The sequence below is a fragment of the Mesoterricola silvestris genome (assembly GCF_030295405.1).
Taxonomy (GTDB): domain Bacteria; phylum Acidobacteriota; class Holophagae; order Holophagales; family Holophagaceae; genus Mesoterricola; species Mesoterricola silvestris.
Genome location: NZ_AP027080.1, coordinates 4,322,291 through 4,345,771, shown reverse-complemented (window position 1 = coordinate 4,345,771; position 23,481 = coordinate 4,322,291). Strand labels below are relative to the sequence as shown.

The following is a 23,481-nucleotide window of genomic DNA, read 5'->3' as shown; positions in this document are numbered from 1 at the left end:
AAATCCATGGGTCAGAAAAAAGCACTGTTGATCGATATCACGCTTTGCGTAGGCTGCAACGCCTGCCAGGCCGCCTGCAAGGTAGAGAACAAGCTGCCGGAAGGGGAGGAGAAAGCCCTTTCCCTGTCAGCTTTTACCGCGTTGAGCGAGCACGATGGCCTCTTCGTTCGGCACATGTGCCAGCACTGCGATATTCCCACCTGCGTGTCCGCTTGTCCGGTTGGCGCCCTGGAGAAGCGGGCAGACGGTCCGGTCTTGTATGATGGAGATAAGTGCATTGGCTGCCGCTATTGCATGCAGGCCTGCCCCTTCCACATCCCCCGTTATGAGTGGAAGAGCACCCGGCCCGGGATCAAGAAGTGCATCCTGTGCGCCCCCCGCTTGGCCAAGGGGCTGCCCACCGCCTGCGCGGAAGCCTGCCCCACCGGCGCCACGAAGTTTGGGGACCGGAATGATCTCCTTATCGAGGCTACCAACCGGATCACCGCCGATCCGGGCAAGTACGTGGCCAAAATCTACGGCAAGACGGACGTGGGGGGCACCTCCGTCCTCTACCTCAGCCCCGTCCCCTTCGAGAAGCTGGGCTTCGACACCCGGCTGGGCCAGGAGCCCATGCCCCTCCTGAGCATGAACGCCCTGTCCAAGGTGCCCAACGTCGTCGGCGTCGGCAGCGTCATGCTCGCCGGCATCTGGTGGATCACCAACCGGCGCGAGGACGTCGCCCGCGAGGAAGGCTCCAGGAAACAGGACTCCAACCACGAGAACCGGGGTTAACCATGAAAACCTTCAAATTCCCCCGCATCACCTTCTGGGGCGTGGTCGCCACCACCCTGATCCTCCTGGGCGTCGGGGCGGCCATCGCGCGGTTCACCCTGGGCCTGGGCGCCACCACCAACCTCTCCGACGAGTTCCCCTGGGGGCTCTGGATCGGCTTCGACTTCCTGGGCATCGGGCTGGCCGCGGCCGGCTTCACCATCGTCGCCGCCGTGCACCTCTTCCACGCCCGGCAGTACGAGCCCATCGTGCGCCCCGCCATCCTCACCGCCTTCATCGGGTACCTGCTGGTGGTGCTGGTGCTGGTCATCGACCTGGGCCGGCCCGACCACTTCTGGCACCCCCTGGTCATGTGGAACCCGCATTCCGTGATGTTCGAGATCACCTGGTGCGTCATCCTCTACACCACCGTCCTTTCCGCGGAGTTCGCCCCGATCGTGCTCGAGAAGTTCAACCTCCACGCCCCCATCAAGTGGATCCACAGCGTCTCCCTTCCGCTGATGATCCTGGGCGTGCTGCTGTCCACGCTGCACCAGTCCTCCTTCGGGTCGCTCTACCTGATCGTGCCCAACCGGCTGCACCCGCTCTGGTACACGCCGCTGCTTCCCATCCTCTTCTTCATCTCCTGCATCGCCTCGGGCGTCTCCATGGTGATCCTGGAGACCCTCGTCCTCTCCCGGAAGGGGCGGACCCTGCTTCCCGCGGCCCTGCGGGCCAACCTCGCCAAGATCACCGCCGTGGCCCTGGCCGTGTACCTCGTGGTGCGCTTCCAGGACATGTTCAGCCGGCACGCCCTGGGCGAACTCAAGCACCTCACCTACCACAGCGCCGCGTTCTACTTCGAGATCATCGTCGGCTTCGTGATTCCCTTCATCCTGCTGCTTTCCCATCGCATCCGGAACTCCCGGCGCGGCCTCTACGTCACCACCCTCATGGTTCTGGCGGGCTTCGCGGCCAACCGCATGAACACGGCCATCACCGGCCTGGAGAGCTATCCCACCCACACCTACTTCCCGTCCCTGCTGGAGGTGCTGATCATGACGGGCATCGCGGCCATCGGCTTCACGGCCTTCACGCTCATCGCCCGCTACCTCCCCATCTTCCCCGACATGCCCCAGCCCGAGCCTGACGAACATCCGTTCTCCAGCCTCTCCCCGGCCGTGGAAGGCGAGTAGGCATGGGCACCCGCATCGGAACCCGCCTGATCCTGGGGGCCGGCCTGGTTTCGGCCCTGGCCATCGGGCTCATGGCGGGGCTGATCATGCGCTCGCACAACGAGGGCCTGATCTCCCAGCTCACCCGCAACGCCAACCAGCTGGGCGAGACCATCAAGAGCAGCACCCACTACGATATGCTCGAGAACCGCCGGGAGGGCCTCCACCGGCAGATCCGGACCATGGGCACCCTGCGCGGGGAGGGGATCCGCAAGGTCCGGCTCTTCAACAAGGAGGGCCGGATCATGTTCTCCTCGGACAGCGGGGAGATCGGCACCGCCGTGAACAAGCGCGGCGAGGCATGCTACGCCTGCCACGCCGAAGGCCAGCCCCTGGAGAAGCTGGACGTGAACGCCCGGGCCCGGGTCTACCGGGACGCCGACGGCACCCGGGTGCTGGGGATCATCAACCCCATTCCCAACGAGCCCTCCTGCTACACGGCCGAATGCCACGCCCACGCGGCCTCCCAGCGGGTGCTGGGCGTCCTGGACGTGAACGTCTCCATGGCCGAGGCCGACCGGGAGATGGCCCGGGCCCGGCAGGTGATGCTGGGCTTCGCCACCCTGGCCATCGTCTGCAGCAGCCTCATCATCTGGTGGCTCAACCGCAAGCTGGTGGTGAGGCCCGTGGAGGCCCTCATGGAGGGCACCCTGCGCGTCGCCCAGGGCGACCTGACCACGGCCATCAAGGTGGAGGGCCACCACGAGCTCAGCCATCTGGCCGAGGCCTTCAACACCATGACCAGCCAGATCTCGGAGACCCGGCTCCAGCTCACCCAGGCCGACAAGCTCGCCTCCGTGGGCCGGCTCGCCGCGGGCATCGCCCACGAGATCAACAACCCCCTCACGGGCGTCCTCACCTACGCCTCCCTCATGGCCAAGCGACTTCCCGAGGGGGACCCCAACGCCGAGGACGTGGACGTCATCATCCGCGAGACCAAGCGGTGCAGGGCGATCATCAAGGAGCTGCTGGATTTCGCCCGGCCCGCGCCCCCTTCGCGCAAGGCCACGGACCTCAACGAGGTCTGCCGCCACTCCCTGGCCGTGGTGATGAATCAGCTGAGTCTCAATCACATCAACCTGGCCCTGGACCTCGCCCAGGACCTGCCGGAAGCCTACGCCGACGGCAACCAGATCCAGCAGATCGCCGTGAACCTGCTCCTCAACGCCGCCGACGTCGTGGAACCTGAAATGGGCCAGATCCGCCTGGTCACGCGGGTCTACGACGAGGCCTTCGTGGAGCTCCAGGTCACCGACAACGGCTCGGGCATCGCCCCCGAGGACCTCCCCCACCTCTTCGAACCCTTCTTCTCCACCAAGGGGAACCGCGGCACGGGCCTCGGCCTCGCGGTCACCTGGGGTATCGTGGAGAGTCACGGCGGATCCATCGACGTGCAGACGGAACTGGGCAAGGGCACCACGTTCTCGATCCGCATACCCATTCTCAATCCCGAAGCCGGAATCTCCCCATCCTGATAGGAGTCACAGCCATGACCGTGCTGCTCGTAATATTCATGTTGCTCGCCTTCGTGGGCATCGACTACCTGGTGCGCGAGACCACCAGGCGCATGCGCGAGAATCGACAGCGCGCCGCCCGCGAGGAGATCCTCAAGGTGGCGGTCCGGCTCGACATCGCCGGCGAGGTGAAGACCCTCAAGCGCATCGAGGTGCCCGAGCCCCGGGCCCGCATCCTCGCGGTGGACGACGAAGGCATCGTGCTGGACTCCTTCCGCCGGATCCTCGTGCTGGAAGGCTACAACGTCGACACCGTGGAGAACGGCCCCGAGGCCCTGAATCTCGTGCAGCGCCACGACTACGACTTCGTCTTCACCGACCTCAAGATGCCCATCATGGACGGCGTCGAGGTGGTGAAGGCCGTCAAGCACCTGCGCCCCGACGTGGACGTGGTCGTCATCACCGGCTACGCCACCATCGAGACCGCCGTGGAGACCATGAAGCACGGCGCCTCCGAATACGTGCAGAAGCCCTTCACCGCCGAGGAGCTCTCCGAGTTCGTGAACCGCCTCCTGGTGAAGCGCCAGTCCCGCCTGGACGCCCAGAAGGAACCCACCGTCCGCATCGTGTCCCCCACCCAGGCCGAAGGCTCCCCCGCGGGCGAGTTCTGCGTTCCCGGCGGCTCCTTCATCTCCCCCGGCCACGCCTGGGTGCGCATCGAGCCCGACGGCCAGGTGCGGGTGGGCATCGACGACTTCGCCCACAAGGCCCTGGGCATCATTTCCGCGGTGGGCCTCCCCGACCCCGGCAAGACCTTCCAGGCCGGCGATCCCCTCTTCACCCTGAAGCGGGGCGACGAGGAGATCCACTTCCGTGCCCCCATCACCGGCAAGGTGGTGGAGGACAACGCCCGGCTCAAGGGCGAGCCCTTCCTCATCGACAACAGCCCCTACAAGGACGGCTGGGTCTGCCGCATCAAGCCCGCCGACCTGGCCGCGGAACTCGGCGCCCTGCGCATCGGCCGCCCCGTGGTGGAGTGGTACGGCGAGGAGATCAAGCGCCTGCGCGACCTCAAGGCCGAGAACGAAGGCAAGGACCTGGCCTGGGGCACCCTGGAATCCCGGTTCCTCCAGTAGGGGACCCGACCCGGCGAAGCGCCCGCAGGCGGCATGCCTGCGGGCGCTTCGCGCATCCAGTAGGACGCCGGGATGGGCCGAGGCCTGCACATAAAATCCTTATTCCACTTGAGGTAGGGGTTTGCCGCTAAGCTGTCTCATCCACCACCAGGGAGGGCTGCCGTGAAGATACTGAGCGTCCTGAAGAGCATCGCCATCCTCGCGGCCTGCGCCTTCGCGCAGGCCCAGACGGATGTCACCGTCTACACCTACAACGACCGTCCCCCCTTCGTGGTGGACAAGGCCAAGCAGGACGGCCTGGAGTACCGCCTCTGCCAGTGGCTCACCAAGGCCAGCGGCACGTACCGGTTCAACCTCAAGGTGATCCCGGCGCCGGAGGCCAAGGCCCTGGTGGAGAAGGGGGAGATGAAGGGAGTGCTCCTGGGCGTCAACAAGGTGTGGTTCCCCGAGGCCGTGCGGACCTCGAACCTCTGGACTCCGGCCATCCTCTGGGACCGCAACCTGGTGGTGTCCATGGACGCCAAGAAGGTCGAGTACGCCGGCCCCGGGTCCCTGGCGGGCCTGAGGCTCGCGGGCGTCGCGGGCTTCGTGTACCCGGCCCTCACCGATGCCGTGAAGGCGGGCCGCATCCAGCGCCTGGACTGCGGCTCCGAGATCCTCGCCCTGGAGGCCATGGCCGCCGGCAAGGCCGACGTCACCATCGTGAGCGAGTGGACCTTGATGTACGCCCAGCTGAGGCTGGACATCAAGGGCAACTTCTACCAGTCCAACAAGCCCTTCCTGGAATTCGAACGCGTCATCCTCGTGCCCCCTTCCATGAAGGCCCTCCACGAGCATCTGAGCAAGCTCCTGGCGGACGTGCGAAAGAACCCGGGGTGGCAGGAAGCGACCTCCCTTTAGCGAGGGGGGGGACCGGCCCTCCGGCCCCCACCGGCTTTCCCTGCCGGGGTCTGCACGTCCGGTGTTCCGGGGGCGTGCGCCGACCCACCGTGAGCGCTCGCAGGCAGCATGCCTGCGAGCGCTTGCCGTATCCGGGGAAGGGTGGAGTGGATTCTTCGTGCTTGGATGTTACAACGCCCTTCGCCGTGGGGCGGCGAAGGGCGTTGGGTTTCGGTCGGGCTAGAAGCCGGACTTGTTGGGGTAGGCGGGCTTGGCGGGGCGGGTGGGGGGATTCTTCTTGAGGGAATCCTCCACTTCCTGGATGGCCCGGTCCAGCTGGGGGTCCTTGCCCTGGGCGGTGAGGGCGGGGTCGTCGATCACCTCGATGTCGGGGTCCACGCCGTGGCCTTCGATCATCCATTTGCCGTCAGTGGAATAGATGCCGAAGGTGGGCACGGTGATGTTGCCGCCGTCGATGAGGGCGGGGGCGCCGCTGATGCCGATGAGGCCGCCCCAGGTGCGCCGGCCGATGAGGGGGCCAAGGCCCGCCTGGCGGAAGTAGAAGGGGAAGCAGTCGCCGCCCGAGCCGCTCCAGCCGTTGATGAGCATGGCCATGGGTCCGTGGTGGGCGGTGACGGGCCACTGCCAGTCCTTGCCGTCCCGCACGCCCCAGTAGTTGAGGACCTTCCGGCCCAGCAGCTCGGTGAAGCGGTCGGGGATCTGGCCGCCGCTGTTGAAGCGCTCGTCGATGACCAGGCCGTCCTTGTCCCACTGGCCCTGGAACTGGCGGACCAGGTCGGTCTGGCCGCCGATGCCGGTGTCGGGGACGTAGATGTAGCCGATGCGGCCGCCGGAGGCCTTGTCCACGTAGGCGCGCTTGGCTTCCACCCAGGCCTGGTACCGCAGCTGGCCCTCGTTGCCCAGGGTCTCCACCAGGATGTCCCGGGCGCCGGCGCTGCCGGGCTTGTCGTTCACGGTGAGCAGGACGGTCTTGCCGGCCAGGCCCTGGAAGGCCGCCCAGGGGTCCAGCTTGGTGTCCAGGGGCACGTGGTTGACGGCCAGGAGGTAGTCGCCCTCCTTGACGTTGAGGCCGGGCTGGGCCAGGGGCGCCTTGGCGCCCGCGTCCCAGGAGGCGCCCTTGAGGATCTTCTTGATGCGGAACTGGCCGTTCTCCAGGGCGAAGTCCGCCCCCAGGAGGCCGACGGCGCGCCGCTGCGGCATCTCCACGTCGCCGCCGCCGCGGTAGGCGTGGGAGGCGTTCAGCTCGGAAATGAGCTCGCCGATGACGAAGTTCACGTCCTCGCGGGTGGAGCAGTCGTCCAGGAGCTTGCCGTAGCGGGCCTTCATGGCCTTCCAGTCCACCCCGTGCATGCCCGGGTCGTAGAAGTAGTCCCGCTCCAGCCGCCAGGTGTCGTTGAAGATCTGGCGCCATTCGGCGGCGGGGTCCACCTCCATGGGCAGGTCGGCGGTGGGAAGACGCTTGTCCAGCTTCTGGTCGGCCTTGATATCCAGGAAGGCGTAGGCGTCCTTGCGCTTCACCAGGACCTTGCCGCCCTCGGCGGCCACGGCGGCGCCGTCCACGTCGGCCAGGATGGTCTTCTCCTCCCGCTCCTCCAGGTCGTAGTACTGGAGGTTGCCCTTGGATTCGCCGTCGGGGTTCACGTGGGGAATGCGCCGGTAGACCACCTTGCCCTTCACCGCGGCCAGGTCGGCGATGTTCCCGGCCGGTGGGGGCAGGAGCACCATGCGGCCCTCCAGGCCGTCCAGGTCGATGTCCACGGCCGGGGCCGCGGGCTTGTCGGCCTTCTTGTCGGCCTTCTTGTCCTCCTTCTTGTCCTCCTTCTTCTCGTCCTTCTTCTCCGCGTCGGCGTCGTTGCGCGCCGCCAGGGGGGAGGCCACGTCCTTGCGCAGGGGGATGGCCGCCAGGCGCGTGGTGTTGGCGTAGATCCAGGTGGGATCCAGGTCGCTGTAGGTGGGGCTGAAGTTCTGGCCGGTGGTGAGGAAGAGGTACTTGCCCTCCGGGTCGAAGGACACGTCGCCGGCGTTGTAGTAGGCGGAGGTGGCCTGGGTGACCTTGCCGTCCCGGGTGTCGTAGAGCTTGACCACGCCGTTGCGCCGGGCGGTGTCGATGACGTAGCTGAACCAGCGGCTGTCCGTGGACCAGCTGCCGCGGAACTGCTCCATGCCGCCGTGCATCAGGTAGAAGCCCTTGTCGATGGCCGTGACCTTGCCCGTTTCCAGGTCGCAGACGTTGATGCGCATGGCCTGGTCCCCGAAGACCACCCGCTTGCCGTCGGGGGACCACAGGATGTTGTACCGGAAGCCCGGGCCCATGTGGGTCACCTGGCGCTCCTCGCCGGAGCCGTCGGAGGCCCGCAGGCACAGTTCGTACTCGCCGCTGCGGTCGCTGAAGTAGGCGATGCGCTTTCCGTCGGGGGAGAGGGAGGGGAAGCGTTCGGCCACCCCGGGGGTGTGGGTGAGGTTCACCACGTAGCCCCGTTCCGCGGGCACCGAGAACACCTCGCCCCGGGCCTCGAACACGGCGCGCTTGCCCTGGGGGGAGGGGGAGGCGCTGCTGATGAGCTTGGAGGCGTTCTCGGTGCGGGGCTTGCGGGCGGCGAGGTCGGTCACCACCTCCACCTTCACTTCCGAAAGGCTTCCGGTGGCCAGGTCGATGCGGTGGAGGCGGCCCCCGGCTTCCAGGACGATGTCGCTGGGCCCGATGGCCGGGAAGTGGGCGTCGAACTCCTTGAAGAAGGTGATCTGCTTGAACGCCTTGGTGGTGAGGTTGTAGGACCAGACATTGCCGCGCTTGACGGCGTCCCGGTCCGAAAGGAAATAGAGGGTGTCGCCGTGCCACATGGGCATGGAATCGTTGGACCCGCCCTCGGCCGGGAGGCGGAAGGAGGTCTTCTTCACCAGGTCGTAGAGCCAGATCTCGGAGGCCATGCCCCCCCGGTAGCGCTTCCAGGTGCGGAAGTCGGTGGAGATGGGCATGTAGGCCAGGGTCTTCCCGTCCGGGGAGAGGGTGCCGAATTCGCCGTAGGGCACGGGCAGCGCCTGGGGGATGCCGCCCTCCTTGGGCACGGTGAAGAGCCTGCTGAACCGGTCCCGGCCCGATTCCATGCCGGAGGCGAAGAGGATGGACTTGCCGTCGGGGGTCCAACCCACCACCCGGTCCGCGGCGGGGTTGTGGGTGACCCGCACCGGCACGCCGCCCCCCACGGGCATGACATAGATATCCATGTTTCCATCATAATTTGCGGAGAAGGCGATCTCCTTGCCGTCCGGGGAGAACCGGGCGAAGACCTCCTCCCCCTTGGGGGTGGAAAGCCTCTGGGCAAGCCCGCCGGTCTTGGCGACGACCCAGATGTCCGAGGCGTACGTGAAGGCGATGCGGGTGGCGGACACATCCGGGTATCGCATGAGCCTTGCATCGATCTGGGCATGGGCCGTGGCCCCCGCCGCCAGCACCATGGGTACCGTCAACCAGGTCAACGTACGCATCAATATCTCCTTCAGGAAGGGTTCCTGAGGAGGATACCGGGCGAGCCGGGCCCTGGTTTAGAAATCCAACGATGATTTCCTAAACGTAGTCACTCCGGGCACCCCACAGGCAGGAAGCCGGGGCCCTGCGCGAGGCTCTGGGATGTGGGATGGATTGGTTTGCATTGCCGTGCGGGCTATCCGGACGGGTCGGTAGGTTCATGGAAAAGATCAAACGCTGGGGCGCAGAGGTCTCGCTGGGGCGCTGGGAAAAAGAAAGGGAAACTGCGCTTCTCCTGCCCTGGATTCGGATGGGTGGCGGGATCCGCCGGGTCCTTCACGTACAAGGTTCCTTTTCCCAGCGCCCCAGCGAGACCTCTGCGCCCCAGCGTTTGATTTTTTCCCCGGGATTCTCCGGGCCCTGTCGAAAAGCCCGATGCGTCCCTGGGACCGAGATGAAGGTGCTCCTTCCGGGTGGACCCATCCCCGTTCATCCCTTGCATCGGCGTTCATCCCCGTTAAACAGGGGTAAGGATGGGTCGGCGCGCCTGGGAATTGCGGGCGCCTACCCGATCCAACACTGGCCCTGCCTAACGGGGATAAACGCCGATCAAGGGGATGAAGCCAGGTGATCTCTGGCGGCTCGGATGGGCATGGTAAACCTCCAGGGTGAACCCAGTCCTTGTCGCATGTTGGCTTTCCAGTCCGTTCTAGTCCGCCAGCGTCGAGAGGTCCCCTGGATCCTCGCCCATTTCGATGGCCTTGAGGTACCTTCTGACGATCTTTCCCGAGCGGGTCTTGGGCAGGGTGGCGCGCACCTCGATTTCCGACGGGGTGGCGATGGGGCCCAGGTCCTGGCGCACGTGGTCCTTGAGGGAGGCGATGAGGCCGGGGCCCTGCTCGATGCCCACGCGGAGCACCACGAAGGCCTTGATCCGCTCGCCCTTCACGGCGTCGGGGAGGCCCACCACGGCGGCTTCGGCCACGGCGGGGTGGCGCACCAGGGCGCCCTCCACGTCGGCGGTGCCGATGCGGTGGCCGGCGACGTTCATCACGTCGTCGGAACGGCCCAGCACGGCGAAGTAGCCGTCGGCGTCCTTCACGGCGATGTCGCCGGCGGTGTAGACGCCGCCGGGGACCTGGTTCCAGTAGCGCTCGTACCGGGGGTGGTCGCCCCACACGGTGCGCATCATGTAGGGCAGGGGCCTGCGGAGGATGAGGAGGCCCCCGGAGCCCGCGGGCACGGGCCTGCCGTCGGCGTCCACCACTTCGGCGGCGACGCCGGGCATGGCCTTGCCCACCTTGCCCGGGCGGGCCTCGAAGGTGGGCAGGGTGCCCAGCACCGGCGCGGCGATCTCCGTCTGCCACCAGTTGTCCACCACCATGCCGTTGCTCTGGCCCGCCAGGTGCTTCTGGGCCCAGTGGTGGGCCTCGGGATTGAGGGGCTCGCCGGCGCAGGCGATGAGGCGCAGGCGGGAGAGGTCGTACTTGGCGGGGGCCGCGGGGCCGTGGCTCATCCACATGCGGATGGCGGTGGGGGCGGTGAACATAAGGTTCACGCCGTACCGCTCGCACAGCTCCCAGGTGACCTCGGGGCTGGGGTAGTCGGGGACGCCTTCCCGGCAGAACACCGTGGCGCCGCAGGACAGGGGGCCGTAGACGATGAAGGAGTGCCCCACGATCCAGCCGATGTCCGAGGTGCTCCAGTAGATGTCCCGGTCGGTGATCTGGAAGAAGGCCCGGGCCAGGTAGGTCACCCCCACCAGGTAGCCGCCGGTGGCGTGGACGACGCCCTTGGGCCTGCCCGTGGTGCCCGAGGTGTAGAGGATGAAGAGCGGGTCCTCCGCGTCCATGGGCTCGGGGGGGCAGTGGATGCTGTGGGCCTCCTGGCAGTCGTAGAAATCGTGCTCGCGCTCGGATTCGAAGGCGAAGGGCTCGTCCCCGGGCCGGGAGCCCCGGCGGTGCACGATGACGTGGTCCACGCTGAAGAGATCGCGCACCGCCTCGTCCACCGTGGGCTTGAGGGGGACCTTCTTGCCGCGGCGGAAGGTGTAGTCCGAGCACACCACCATCTTGGCCTGGCAGTCCTCGATGCGGGCCCGAAGGGCCTGGGTGCCCATGCCGGCGTACACCACCGAATGGATGGCGCCGATGCGGGCGCAGGCCAGCATGGTGATGACGCCCTCGGGGCAGAGCGGCATGTAGATGATGACCCGGTCCCCCTTCATGACGCCCATGTTCTTGAGGGTATTGGCGAAGCGGTTCACCTCGCGGTAGAGCCGGCCGTAGGTGTAGGCGTGCTCCTCGCCGTCCTCGCCCAGCCAGATGAGGGCCGCCTTGTTGCGGCGCTCGGAGTACACGTGCCGGTCGATGCAGTTCACCGTGACGTTGAGCTTGCCGCCCACGAACCACTGGTGCGCGGGCGGGTCGAAGCGGCTGACCGCGGTGAAGGGCTCCATCCAGTCCACGAGCTTCGCCCGGTCCGCCCAGAAGCCGTCGGGATCGGATTCCGCGTGGGCCCGCTCCACCGCGTCGTTGGCCAGGTGGGCCTGGCGGGAGAGCCAGATGGGTGCGGGGATCACGTTCTCGTCCCGCTGAAGCCGCTGGATGGCGGCCTGCTGGGATTCGCTCAACTGCGCTGCGGCGTGAAGGTCGTCACGGGGTCCGGTGGCCATGGGCGCAACTCCTTGGTGGGAAGGTGCCCCGATCCTAGACGCAATCTCACATTAGTCGATGGGAAACTCCTGAATCTTTGGCCGCCGCCGTGGTGAAATGGGGGCATCCCTTTGTCGAGGTCGTTCATGCCCGCGTTAACCGATCCGTTCCAATACAAAGGCCTCCGGCTGGGCAATCGCCTGGTTATGGCCCCCATGGCCACCGGCCTGGCCGAGGACCACCGCGCCACCGAGGCCCAGGTGGATTGGTACCGGCAGCACGCCCGGTCCAGCGTGGGCCTCGTCATCGTGGAAGCCACCGCCGTCCAGCCCGACGCCATCATCCTGCCCCGGAACCTGGGCATCTGGGAGGACGCCCAGATCCCGGGCCTCGCCGCCATCGCCGGGGCCATCCACGCCGGGGGCGCCGCCGCCGTCATCCAGCTGGTGCACGGCGGGGGCCGGTCCGTGCGGGAGGACCCGGCCGTGGAGCGCGTGGCGCCCTCCCCCGTGGCCCTCCTGCCCGGGCCCGCGCCCCGGGAGATGACCGAGGCGGAGATCCAGGACGTCATCCGCGCCTTCGCCGAGGGCGCCGCCCGGGCCCGGAGCGCCGGCTTCGACGGCGTGGAGATCCACGCCGCCCACTACTACCTCCTTTCCCAGTTCCTTTCGCCCCGCACCAACCACCGCACCGATCGGTGGGGGGGGAGCGAGGAGAACCGCTTCCGCCTGGGGGTGGAGGTGGCCAAGGCGGTGCGCCTCGCCGTGGGCCCCGACGTCCTCGTCCTCTGCCGCATGCACAGCGTGGAGGAGGTGGAGGGCGGCTTCCCCACCCAGGAGGCCATCCGCTTCGCCCAGGCCCTGGAGGCCGCCGGGGTCGATGTCATCGACGCCTCCGGCATCGGCCAGTCCAGCCTCGGGGACTGGGAGGGCCGGCCCTTCCTCAACACCAGCTCCGTGCCCCCCAAGGGCGCCCCCGGGGGCACGTACGCCCCTTCCGCCAAGCGGATCCGCCAGGCGGTGGGCATCCCGGTCATCACGGTGGGCAAGCTCTCCGCCCCCGGCTTGGCCCAGAAGGTCCTGGACGCGGGCCAGGCCGACCTGGTGGCCCTGGCCCGCCCCCTCATCGCCGATTTCCGCGTGGCGGAAAAACTGCTCGCGGGCCGGGACGCGGAGATCGAGCCGTGCATGGAGTGCCTGGCCTGCTTCGCCTCCATCCGCAAGGGCTCGATCCGCTGCAGCGTGAACAAGGGGCTCTGACCTCCATGCGCCCTTCGCCCCCGCCCTCCATCGTCGTCCTGACAGGAGCCGGGATCTCCGCGGAGAGCGGCCTGCGGACCTTCCGGGACGCCGGGGGCCTGTGGGAGAACCACCGGGTGGAGGATGTGGCGACCCCCGAGGCCTTCCTGAGGAATCCCGCCCTGGTGCATGCGTTCTACAACCAGCGCCGGGCGCAGCTCAGGGAGGTCCGGCCCAACGCCGCCCACCTCGCCCTGGCGCGCCTGGAGCGGGAATGGTCCGGGGATTTCCTGCTGGTCACCCAGAACGTGGACGACCTCCATGACCGCGCCGGTAGCCGCGCCCTCATCCACATGCACGGCGAGCTCCTCAAGGTGAGGTGCGCCTTCTGTTCGGCGGTGCACCCCTGGGAGGGCGGGACCGGCCCGGAGACCCGCTGCCCCGCCTGCGCGCGCTCCGGCGGCATCCGCCCCCACATCGTCTGGTTCGGCGAGATGCCCCTGGAGATGGACCGGATCGGGGATGCCCTGGAACGGTGCGACCTGTTCGTGGCCGTGGGCACCTCCGGCAACGTGTACCCCGCCGCCGGGTTCGTCGGGCAGGTGCCGGCCGGGGCCCGCACCCTGGAACTGAACCTCGAACCTTCCAGCGTCAGCTCGAGGTTCTCCGAGCAGCGCGAGGGGCCGGCCTCGGTCCTGGTGCCCGCCCTCGTGGAGGAGCTGCTGGGTTAGCCCCAGGCCAGGCTTCTCAGGCTCATGCTCCCCAGCTGCCATCCGTCGAAGACCGTCCGGGCCGGACCTTCCGCCGCGCCCAGCGCCACGAAGACCGGATCCAGGTGCTCCGTGGTGGGGGCGGCCCCGTGGCTCTGGGGCCAGGCGTCGCGGTGGTCCAGCAGCTCCTCCAGGCGGCCGTCGACGATGCGTTCCAGGAACCAGCTTTCGGCCTCCAGGGCCCAGGCCTCCGCCTGGCCATCGGGGGCGGACCAGGCCACCCGGCCGAGGTTGTGCACCAGGCCGCCGCTGGCCAGGATCAGCACCCCCTCCTCCCGGAAGGCGCGCAGGGCCCGGCCCATCGCCACCAGGTCCGCGGGGGAGGCCCGGGGCAGGCTCACCTGCACCACCGGCACCTCGGCGCCCGGGAAAAGGTGGCGGAGCACCGCCCAGGCGCCGTGGTCCAGAGGGCGCAGGGGGTCCGGTTCCGCCCCCAGGACGGCCGCCGCCCGCAGGGCCAGGGCCGGGTCCCCCGGCGCGGGGTAGTCCAGGGCATAGAGCTCCCGGGGGAAGCCGCCGAAATCATGGAGCACCCCCGGCCTGGCCGCCGAGGCCACCCGCGGGCCCGCCGTCTGCCAGTGGGCGGAGACCACCAGGACGGCCCGGGGCCGCTCCGGCAAGGCCGCCGCGAAGGCCGCCAGGGACCGGGCGTAGGGGGAGTCCCCCAGGGCGAGCATGGGGGAACCGTGGGAGACGAAAAGGACGGGCTGGGTGCGCATGGCGTCTGAACCTCCGGGGCGGAGAGCGCTCCGTCCAAATTAGATGTTCAAACATCAAATTAGTCCCCCTCGCTCCGAAGCGCAAGGGGAATTAGGGCCTCCTACTTTGCAAACACGCCCTAGTGGACGGTCAGGAACAGGATCCCGGCCCCGATGAGCATTCCCGCGAAGGCAAAGACCAGAAGACGCCCCGGCCGGGCTTCCAGGGCCCGTTCCAGCCTGGGCAGTCGGGGGTCGCCGCGGCGCTCCCCGTTCCACTTCCAGGACTGGGGGCCGCGCCGGCGCTCCCAGGGGGGGATCTTGGACTTGGGGAGGTTGTGGGTGGGCACGGGCGGCATGGGGAGGGAACCTCTGCGGCTGGGTTGGTCCCCAATATATATTATTATTTCATCAGTGCAAGACGCGACGCGTTTCCGGTTGCCCTCTGTCAATTAATAATTAATACTAATCCGAGTGCGGCCCCGCCGCCATCTGGAGTCTCCATGTCCCGTGTTTTCCCCTTTTCGCGCCGGGGGGTCCTTGTCGCCCTTCTCATGGCCGCGTCCTCCCTGCTGGTCCAGGCCGAGGTGACCCTGTCCATGCGGTGGATGGCCGCGGCCACCCTGGGGGGCCAACCCCAGGGCATCGGGTTGGAGGCCGGGGGCGAGTGCGCGGGCAGGACGGCCACGGTGACCGCGTACCTCGGGGAGGAGCGGGTCTTCACCACGCGCCTGGTTCTGGGGGGGCCCGGCCAGGTGCGGGTAACCCTTCCCCCTTTGGTCGTCTCCTTCTCCCGGATCCTGGTGGTCGAGGCGTCCTGCGAAGGGACGAATGCCCCTCCCTTGGCCAGGGTCCTGGAGCCCTCCCTCCCTGGGCCCGCCCTTCCGCTGCACGACCCCGCCGAGGAGAAGTACGCGGGCCAAGGAGCTTTCCCGGGCGGGAAACGGGCCCGCACGGAGGGCCCCGGCGATGGGACCGGCGCGCCCCCGCCCCCGGGCAGCGCCCTGGTCACCCTGCCCGATGACCTCCTCCTGGAGGTGGCCCGGTTCACGGGACCCAACTCCTTCCGCTACGTCAGCAAGCGTCTGAACCGCGTGGCCCAGGCGGCCACGGACCGCGTGGTCATCCGGGGCGAGGTCACGGATGACGAATTGGCCGCGCGGCTGCGAGCCCACCCCCGGGTCCGGGCCATCCGGTTCGAGGCCGCGCCGAACCTCACGCCGGAGGGCATTGTCCGGGCCCTGGGTCCCTGCCGCTGGTTGAGGGACCTGAGCTTGACCACCGGCCTGCTGCCCTTCACGCATGTGCAGCGCATCGCCGCGGATCATGATCGCCTGGTGTGCCTGGATCTGCCGGGAATGACCCTCCGCGACACGGAAATCGCCTCCTTGCCCACACGAATCAAGAAGCTGGGGGTCCGCTCCGTGGACGCCGGGGACGCGACCATCAGCCGGTTCCAGCATCTCGAGTCCCTCGCCCTGGCCGGCAGTTCCAGCTTCACCGGTGAGCATCTGCCGGTGTCCCTGATGTTCCTGCACGTGGTGGAGTGCAGCGCCTTCACCGGGAGGAGCCTGCCGGCCTCCCTGACCACCCTGGAAATCCATCGGTGCTCCGCCTTCGAAGGCAGTCCGGCCCTTCCCAATGTCACGACGCTGGTCTGCATCCAATGCACGTCGGTCACCGAAGCGGGCTTCACGGCCATGCTCTGGGGGGCCCCCCGGCTTTCCACCCTGGCGGTGAGAAGCCTGATGCCCATGGTGGGGGCCACGCTGGGGCAGAGGTGGCCGGCAACCCTGCGCCGCATCGAAATCGTCAACCTGGCAAACGTCCCGGAGACCGCCTTCGAGGGCGCGAAGGGCCTGGAGAGTCTCTACATCTCCAATGTCGAGACCTTCACGGGCAGGTTCCTGCCCCACTCGCTCCGGAAGCTCCAGGTGGGTCTTTGCCCGCATTTCCGGTCCTCCTTCCTGGGCTCGATCCCCCTGGAAAGCCTGCGCGTGGGGCGGTGCACCGGGTACGCCAACGACGGCCTCCCGGCCAGCCTGGTCCACCTGACGGTATTGGGCTGCCAGCCGGGTCACTATTTGCGTCTGAAGGACGACCTGCCTCGTCTCCGCAGGCTCCAGAGCCTGGAATACCTGGGCAACGGGGATGGACCGCTCACGGGTGGTGGCGACCCTGCCTTCGGCAGCCACCCCGCACTGATGCGGGTGGTCTATGCGGATCGGTGTCGCCTGCAGCAGGGGAACCCCTTGAGGGTGGGCGTGGGGCAGGTGCTCAAGGAGTGGAACCGTCGGAAGCCGGGGCATCCCGGTGGCATGCCGGACGCGGCGCCCCCCGTCTTCCCCGACGCGGCTCCGGGCGGTGAAGGGAACGCCGTCGCCGACGCGCCGGACGCGGATCCCGAACCGAAGGCGCCCGCGCCACCGCCCCCGGGGGCCTAGAGCCCGGCTACGTAATCGCACGTGTCCCGGACGTTCGGCCCGGTTCGTTGCTGCGGGCCAAGCCCGCAGCAACGGAAGGCTCTCACCCCATGGTTGGGCCTGTGTTTCACCCATTGGCCCCGACCCACCTCAGGGCCTCTCTTCGCGTGCTGCGAGGAGGGCATTGGACCGCGCCAACGCTAATTTGGAAAAGCGACCTCGTCTAGAACCAGCCCTTCAGCAAAGTCTGGGCTTGAGCTGACGTCAAAAGATTGGGGGCCGTGCACACCATTCAACGTCGGCGCCCACCGGCACCGAGAGGACCCTCGCGAAGCAAACCCACAAACGCATGGGAGCCGCTCTCCTCGCCTGGGCCTTCCAGGAGAGCCCTTTCCTTCCGAATCTCTTTCTGCTCAACGAAGTGAGTTGGGCGTAGCACAGCCCCAACGTCTCTTCCGCATCCCCCGTCATCGCCGGCTTGGCCGGCGATGACGAACCAGGGCGAACGTTCGGGACTCGTACGATTACGTCGCCAGGCCCCTAGTCCAGCCAGCCCCGGCTGCGCTCCACGGCCCGGTGCCATCCGTCCAGGAGGGCCGAGCGTTCCCGGGCGTCCATGGAGGGTTCGAAGCGCGTTCCGGGCCGCCAGTTGAGGGCGATCTGCCCGGAGTCCTCCCAGAAGCCCACGGCCAGGCCCGCCAGGTAGGCGGCGCCCAGGGCGGTGGTCTCGGTGATCTCCGGACGCACCACGGCGGCGCCCAGGAGGTCGGCCTGGAACTGCATGAGCAGGTCGTTCCGGGAGGCCCCGCCGTCCACCCTCAGCTCCTGGAGCTGGATGCCGGAGTCGGCCTCCATGGCCCGGATCACCTCCACGGCCTGGTAGGCGATGGATTCCAGCACGGCCCGGGCGATGTGGCCCTTGTGGGTGCCCCGGGTCAGGCCGAAGAAGGTGCCCCGGGCCGAGGGGTCCCAGAAGGGGGCCCCGAGGCCCACGAAGGCCGGCACGTGGTAGACCCCCTCGTTCCCGGGCACGGTGCGGGCCAGGGCCTCCACCTCGGCCGAGGTCCGGATGATGCCGAGGCCGTCCCGGAGCCATTGCACCGCGGCCCCGGCCATGAAGACGCTGCCCTCCAGGGCGTACGAGGTGCGGTCCCCCAGCTTCCACAGGGGGGTGGTGAGCAGGCGGTTCCGGCTGGTGGTGGGGCGGTCGCCGGTGTTCAGGAGAAGGAAGCAGCCGGTGCCGTAGGTGTTCTTGGCCATGCCCGGCGCGAGGCAGGCCTGGCCGAAGGTGGCGGCCTGCTGGTCCCCGGCGATGCCGGCTACGGGGATCCTCCCCCCCAGGAGGTCCGTGGCGCCCACGACGCCGCTGGAGTCCACGACCCGGGGGAGCACCTCGGCGGGGATCCGCAGGGCGCCGAGGAGCTCCTCGTCCCAGCGCCCCTCGTGGATGTTGAAGAGGAGGGTCCGGGAGGCGTTGCTGGGATCGGTCACGTGCGCGCCGGTGAGTTTCCAGGCCAGCCAGGTGTCGATGGTGCCGAAGGCCAGCTCGCCCCTGGCGGCGCGTTCCCGGGCGCCGGGGAGGGTGTCCAGCAGCCACTGGAGCTTGGTGCCGGAAAAGTACGCGTCCAGCACCAGGCCCGTGCGCTCCTGGAAGAAGTTGGCCAGGCCCTGGGCCCTCAGCTCATCGCAGATGCCCGTGGTGCGCCGGTCCTGCCAGACGATGGCGTTGGCCAGGGGCTCGCCCGTGGCCCGGTCCCACAGGACGGTGGTCTCCCGCTGGTTGGTGATGCCGATGGCGGCGACCCGCGGGTTCCCGGCCCGGGCCAGGACCTCCCGGGCCACCTCCAGCTGGGTGGCCCAGATCTCCAGGGGGTCGTGCTCGACCCACCCGGGCCGGGGGAAGTGCTGGGTGAATTCCTTCTGGGCCACCCCCCGCACCGCGCCCCCCCCGTCGAAGAGGAGCGCGCGGGAACTGGTGGTGCCCTGGTCGAGGGCGAGGATGCAGTCCATGGGTCAGAGGGTCTTCCGCTTGGCGATGAGGTCCTCCACCACGGCGGGATCGGCCAGGGTCGTGATGTCGCCGAGCTCGGCGTACTCCTCCGAGGCGATCTTCCGCAGGATGCGGCGCATGATCTTGCCCGAGCGGGTCTTGGGCAGGCCCGGGGTGATGCAGATGATGTCGGGCGTCGCGAAGGGGCCGATGTGATGGCGCACCTCGTTCTTGAGCTCGCCGATGAGCTCCTGGGATTCCTCCCAGCCCGCCGTGAGGATGACGTAGGCGAAGATGCCCTGGCCCTTGATGTCGTGGGGGTAGCCCACCACGGCGGCCTCGGCGCAGGCGGGGTGGGTCACCAGGGCGCTCTCCACCTCGGCGGTGCCCATGCGGTGGCCGGAGACGTTGATGACGTCGTCCACGCGGCCCGTGATCCAGTAGTAGCCGTCCTCGTCCCGGCGGCAGCCGTCGCCGGTGATGTAGTAGCCCAGGAAGGGCCGCAGGTAGGTCTGGACGAAGCGCTGGTGGTCGCTCTGGATGGTGCGGGCCATGCCCGGCCACGGGCTGCGGATGGCCAGGAGCCCCGAGACGCCGTTGCCCCGGATCTCCTTGCCGGTCTCGTCCAGAACGACCGGGTCCACGCCGAAGAAGGGCAGGGTGGCCGAGCCGGGCTTCAGGGGGGTGCACCCCGGAAGGGGGCTGATCATGATGCCGCCGGTCTCGGTCTGCCACCAGGTGTCCACCACCGGGCAGCGGCTCTCTCCCACCACCTCGTAGTACCAGCGCCAGGCCTCGGGGTTGATGGGCTCCCCGACGCTGCCGAGGATCCGCAGGCTGGATCGGTCGTACGTGTCCACGAAGGTCCTGCCTTCGCGGGCCACGGCCCGGATGGCGGTGGGGGAGGTGTAGAACTGGGTGATGCCCAGGCGCTCCACCATGTCCCAGTACCTCCCAGCGTCCGGGAAGGTGGGAATGGATTCGAACAGCACCGTGGTGCCGCCGTTGCACAGGGGTCCGTAGAGCACGTAGGTGTGCCCCGTGATCCAGCCGATGTCCGCCACGCAGGCGTAGATGTCCCCGGGCTGGTAGTCGAAGACGTACCGGTGGGTGAGGGCCGCGTGGAGCAGGTAGCCGGCGGTGGTGTGGGCCACGCCCTTGGGCTTGCCGGTGCTGCCGGAGGTGTAGAGGAGGAAGAGCGTGTCCTCGCTGTCCATGTGCTCGATGGGGCAGAAGGGGCGCTCGTTGTCCATGGCGGGCCGGAGCCACACGTCGCGCTGGGGGTAGAAGGGGATCTTGTTGCCGGTGCGCTGGGCGACGAAGACGAACTTCACCGTGGGGCAGGCCATGACGGCCTCGTCCACGGTGCGCTTCAGGGGGATGATCTTGCCCCCCCGCAGGCCCTCGTCGGCGGTGATGACGGCCTTGCAGCGCGCGTCGTTGATGCGGTCGCGCAGGCTCTCGGCGGAGAACCCGGCGAAGACCACGTTGTGCACGGCCCCGATGCGGGCGCAGGCCAGCATGGCGTAGGCCGCCTCGGGGATCATGGGCATGTAGATGGCGACGCGGTCACCCTTCTTGATGCCGTGGTGGCGCAGGACGTTGGCCAGGCGGCACACCTCCCGCTGCAGTTCCCGGTAGTCGATGCTGCGCCCTTCGCCGGGGGTGTCGGACTCCCAGATGATGGCCGTCTGGGTCCCCCGGGTGGAGGCGTGGCGGTCCACGCAGTTGTGGCACACGTTGAGCCGTCCGTTGAGGAACCACTGGGCCTGGCCCCATTCCCAGTCGAATTCCCGGACCTTGCTGAAGGGGTGGAACCAGTCGATCTCCTTGCGGGCCTGCTCATCCCAGAAGCCCTCCGGATCCCGGATGCTGCGCTCGTAAAGCTCCCTGTATTCGGCCATGGACCCGATGTGGGCGCGTCCCGTCATGGCCGCGGAGGGCGGATAGACCTCATGGGGGGGGTGGGACTCGCCTTCGGGGAGCTGAGTCATGGCGTCTCCTGGATGGGGGGAGGGTGGGTGGTGGCACATCGTATATCACTTTTCCCAACCGCGGCATGGGGAAGTCGTTCAAACTTCCGCCATGGAGACTCCCGCCCCCGCCGAACAGGCCCTTCAACTGCTCTTCAAGAAGCTGCACCCCCACCTGGAGGACGCCGCCCATGCCCTGGCCACCCAGGCCGGCCCCAGGGACCTGGAGCGGCTCCACCAGAAACTCACCCTGGCCTGCCACCAGGCTTCGGAGGTGCTGGACGGCCTGGCTTCCCGCGCCGAGGAACCCCTGGCCGGGATCCTGGACACCCTTTCCGCCAATCTCCTGCCCGTGGGGGGGAGTTATCAACAACTCCTGATCCTGGTCCAGCTGTGCCTGGAGGAGGCCCCGGCGGATCTCCTGCCCTTCACCCCCGCGGGGAGCGCGGCGGCCTCAGGGTGGGGCAAGCGCATGGTGGCCTTCCTTGCCCGGCTGGAGGACCCCGCCCAGCAGGCCCGGGCCCGCTGGGCCGCGGTGGATCCCGACCTGGGGGACGAGTGCCTCGGGGACCCTCTGGACTGAGGGGTCGGAATCCCGCGAGAAATCCTGGCGAAGACCGAAATATTTATTATTAATATACGGTCGGTCCGTTTCCAGGGGGTTTCCTTGTCCTTCCAAAGGATTCGTTTGTTCGCTTGGGTGATGCTTTTTTCCCTGGGCGGGCTGCTGGTCGCCGCCCTCGGCCTTTTCATCCGGGAACGGCGTGAGGCCCGGGCCTCGGCCCTGGCCGCATGCCGCACCCAGGCCGGGATTTCCGCACGGCAAATCGATCGCCGGCTCCGGTCCATGGAAGGCTTGGCCCACGGCATCGCCCTGGATCTGGAGGCGGGCAAGCTTCCGGTGGCCGGCATCCAGGCCAGGCTCGCCAAGGACCTGGGGGAGGCCCCCTCGGAGGCCTTCCGCATGGGGGTCCTCTTCCAGCCTTACGCCGCCGGCAAGGACCAGAGGCTCATGGCCCCCTTCGTGGAACGCAGGAACCCCGGGGTGCACGCCTACGACTTCCTCGCCGACGGGGACTACACCACCAAGGACTGGTACCAGGCCGACCTGAAGACCTCCGGTTGGAACGCGCCCTACCGTCATCCGTCCAGCGGCGATCTGGTGGTGCCCTACTCGGAACCGGTGCGCCTGCCGGGGGCCACGGACGTTTCCGGGGTCGTGGGCATCGAAATCTCCCTGAAGGATTTCCAGCCCCTGGTGGCCGCCATGGGTCCCGACAGCTCGGGCTACGCCTTCCTCCTTTCGGCCCAGGGCGTCTACCTCGCCGACCCCATCCAGGCGCGGGTCCGGGAGGCGCAGACCATAGAAGGGGTCGGCCGGGCCATGGGGGACCCGGGCCGGCTCCGCCTCGCCCAGGCGGCGGCCCATCACCGGGCGGACCAGGTGGAGAGCATCAGCGGTCCTGGGGGCAAGCCCACCTGGGTCATCCTGGAGCCCATCCAGGCCTCGGGGTGGTCCCTGGGAATCGTGGTCCTCCTGGATCAGTTGAGGTACGACCTGCCGGACATGAACCTGCAGGTGATGAAACTGGTCAGCCTGACCCTTCTCGTGAGCCTCACGGCCCTGTTCCTGGCCCTGGGGCTCCCTTCGGCCCATACGCCCCGGCTCTGGTCCTTCGCCCTGGGGGCCTCCTGCCTCATGGCGGTAGGGACGGTTTCCCTGTGGCACTTCGCCTACACCCTCAGGCGGGGGACCCGGGAACAGGAGATCAAGGTCACGAGCCAGGCGGGCCTGAGGAACGTCGTCGAAAGGTACCGGAAGATCGCCAGCGGCCTGGACAAGGTGGATTCCATCTTCGTGCCCACGGGGGTCTTCATCCAGAAGATGGAAATGGTCAGCGGCAACATGATGAAGATTTCCGGGCAGGTGTGGCAGAAATACCCGGAAGGGTTCCCCAAGGAAAGGCAAGGCATCAGCTTCCCGGAGGCCTCGGCGTGCGATTTCGGGCCGACGGCCTCGGAGATGGTGGGCAGCACCCGGGTGGACCACTTCCCGTTCCGGGGCACCTTCGCCATGCCCGCGGGGAGCAACGTGAACTACCCCTTCGACCGGACCCAGGTGAGGCTCCGCATCTGGAACCGGAAGATCTACGGCAACATCATCCTGGTTCCCGATCTGGATTCGTACACCATCCTGGCCCCGGCGTCCCTGCCGGGCATCGACAACAGCCTCACCCTTTCCGGCTGGAGCCTGGGCGAGAGCCATTTCTCCTTCCTCATCCAGAGCTACAACACCAGCTTCGGGCTCCCCGACAAGACCGGCCAGCAGGATTCCCCGGAGCTGATGTACAGCGTCTCCCTCAAGCGGAACTTCACGAACCCGTTCATCGCTACCTTCCTGCCCATCTTCGTGGTGGCGGGGATGCTGTTCGGCCTGATGGCGACCACCACGGTCCTCAAGGAGCGGGTGTCGGCCTTCGGCTACAGCGTCATGAACGTCCTCCGGACGCTCACGTCCCTCTTCTTCCCCGTGGTGCTCTCCCAGGTGAACCTGCGCAACCACGTTCCCAGCGAGGGGCTCCTCATCGTGGAGTACTACTATTTCGCCATATACGGCATGCTGCTCCTGGCCACGGCCAATTCCATGGCCGTGGCCCTCTGGGACAAGGGGTTCCACCGGACGGGGGACAACCTCATCCCCAAGCTCCTCTTCCTGCCGTCGCTTTCCGCGGTCTTCTACGCCATCTCCACCCTCTACCTGTGGTGATTGCCGATTGACGATACCTCAATC

At 68.0% G+C, this 23,481-nt stretch carries 16 protein-coding genes; 10 read left to right on the top strand and 6 right to left on the bottom strand.

Going from position 1 to position 23,481, the window contains the following annotated elements:
* Window positions 1-6 precede the first annotated feature (6 nt).
* The 5 genes from R2J76_RS18610 to R2J76_RS18590 all read left to right on the top strand — a co-directional run bounded on the left by R2J76_RS18610 (window position 7) and on the right by R2J76_RS18590 (window position 5,478).
* A complete protein-coding gene (locus R2J76_RS18610) occupies window positions 7-774 on the top strand; it encodes a 4Fe-4S dicluster domain-containing protein (protein WP_316413157.1) in 768 nt (255 codons plus the stop codon).
* 2 nt (window positions 775-776) lie between these two features.
* Window positions 777-1,949: an NrfD/PsrC family molybdoenzyme membrane anchor subunit gene (gene nrfD / locus R2J76_RS18605; protein ID WP_316413156.1), complete on the top strand. Its 1,173-nt coding sequence runs from the start codon at window positions 777-779 to the stop codon at window positions 1,947-1,949.
* Between the two features lie 2 nt (window positions 1,950-1,951).
* Window positions 1,952-3,463: a sensor histidine kinase gene (locus R2J76_RS18600; RefSeq protein WP_316413155.1), complete on the top strand. Its 1,512-nt coding sequence runs from the start codon at window positions 1,952-1,954 to the stop codon at window positions 3,461-3,463.
* Window positions 3,464-3,477: 14 nt separating this feature from the next.
* A complete protein-coding gene (locus R2J76_RS18595; RefSeq protein ID WP_316413154.1) occupies window positions 3,478-4,578 on the top strand; it encodes a response regulator in 1,101 nt (366 codons plus the stop codon).
* Window positions 4,579-4,740: 162 nt separating this feature from the next.
* Complete coding sequence (locus R2J76_RS18590) at window positions 4,741-5,478, top strand: type 2 periplasmic-binding domain-containing protein (protein WP_316413153.1); 738 nt, start codon at window positions 4,741-4,743, stop codon at window positions 5,476-5,478.
* Window positions 5,479-5,697: 219 nt separating this feature from the next.
* On the opposite strand, the gene R2J76_RS18585 is transcribed toward R2J76_RS18590, so the two are convergent.
* Together R2J76_RS18585 and acs (R2J76_RS18580) are read right to left on the bottom strand one after the other, a co-directional pair.
* Window positions 5,698-8,964, bottom strand: a complete 3,267-nt coding sequence (locus R2J76_RS18585) for a S41 family peptidase (RefSeq protein ID WP_316413152.1) — start codon at window positions 8,962-8,964, stop codon at window positions 5,698-5,700.
* 689 nt (window positions 8,965-9,653) lie between these two features.
* Window positions 9,654-11,618: an acetate--CoA ligase gene (gene acs / locus R2J76_RS18580; RefSeq protein ID WP_316413151.1), complete on the bottom strand. Its 1,965-nt coding sequence runs from the start codon at window positions 11,616-11,618 to the stop codon at window positions 9,654-9,656.
* A 126-nt stretch (window positions 11,619-11,744) separates the two neighbouring features.
* On the opposite strand from acs (R2J76_RS18580), the gene R2J76_RS18575 reads away from it, so the two are divergent.
* Together R2J76_RS18575 and cobB are read left to right on the top strand one after the other, a co-directional pair.
* A complete protein-coding gene (locus R2J76_RS18575; protein ID WP_316413150.1) occupies window positions 11,745-12,857 on the top strand; it encodes an NADH:flavin oxidoreductase in 1,113 nt (370 codons plus the stop codon).
* Between the two features lie 5 nt (window positions 12,858-12,862).
* The gene (cobB, locus tag R2J76_RS18570; protein WP_316413149.1) at window positions 12,863-13,567 is read left to right on the top strand and encodes a Sir2 family NAD+-dependent deacetylase; all 705 of its coding nucleotides are present in this window, start codon (window positions 12,863-12,865) and stop codon (window positions 13,565-13,567) included.
* Here the strand turns inward: cobB and R2J76_RS18565 are convergent.
* The gene (locus R2J76_RS18565; RefSeq protein ID WP_316413148.1) at window positions 13,564-14,325 is read right to left on the bottom strand and encodes a DODA-type extradiol aromatic ring-opening family dioxygenase; all 762 of its coding nucleotides are present in this window, start codon (window positions 14,323-14,325) and stop codon (window positions 13,564-13,566) included. The genes cobB and R2J76_RS18565 overlap by 4 nt on opposite strands.
* Before the next feature lie 119 nt (window positions 14,326-14,444).
* Window positions 14,445-14,663, bottom strand: a complete 219-nt coding sequence (locus tag R2J76_RS18560; protein ID WP_316413147.1) for a hypothetical protein — start codon at window positions 14,661-14,663, stop codon at window positions 14,445-14,447.
* Between the two features lie 144 nt (window positions 14,664-14,807).
* On the opposite strand from R2J76_RS18560, the gene R2J76_RS18555 reads away from it, so the two are divergent.
* Window positions 14,808-16,748, top strand: coding sequence for a hypothetical protein (locus R2J76_RS18555; protein WP_316413146.1), 1,941 nt, complete (start codon window positions 14,808-14,810; stop codon window positions 16,746-16,748).
* A gap of 519 nt (window positions 16,749-17,267) precedes the next feature.
* On the opposite strand, the gene glpK is transcribed toward R2J76_RS18555, so the two are convergent.
* Both glpK and acs (R2J76_RS18545) read right to left on the bottom strand, forming a co-directional pair.
* A complete protein-coding gene (gene glpK, locus R2J76_RS18550) occupies window positions 17,268-18,737 on the bottom strand; it encodes a glycerol kinase GlpK (RefSeq protein WP_316413145.1) in 1,470 nt (489 codons plus the stop codon).
* 3 nt (window positions 18,738-18,740) lie between these two features.
* Window positions 18,741-20,711 (bottom strand): acetate--CoA ligase, encoded by a 1,971-nt coding sequence (gene acs, locus R2J76_RS18545; protein WP_316413144.1) that lies wholly within the window; start codon window positions 20,709-20,711, stop codon window positions 18,741-18,743.
* Window positions 20,712-20,802: 91 nt separating this feature from the next.
* Here acs (R2J76_RS18545) and R2J76_RS18540 point away from each other — a divergent pair, with 91 nt between their 5' ends.
* Window positions 20,803-21,273 carry a hypothetical protein gene (locus R2J76_RS18540; protein ID WP_316413143.1) on the top strand — a complete coding sequence of 157 codons (471 nt, stop codon included), beginning with the start codon at window positions 20,803-20,805 and terminating at the stop codon, window positions 21,271-21,273.
* A gap of 120 nt (window positions 21,274-21,393) precedes the next feature.
* A complete protein-coding gene (locus tag R2J76_RS18535; RefSeq protein WP_316413142.1) occupies window positions 21,394-23,457 on the top strand; it encodes a cache domain-containing protein in 2,064 nt (687 codons plus the stop codon).
* Window positions 23,458-23,481: the final 24 nt, after the last annotated feature.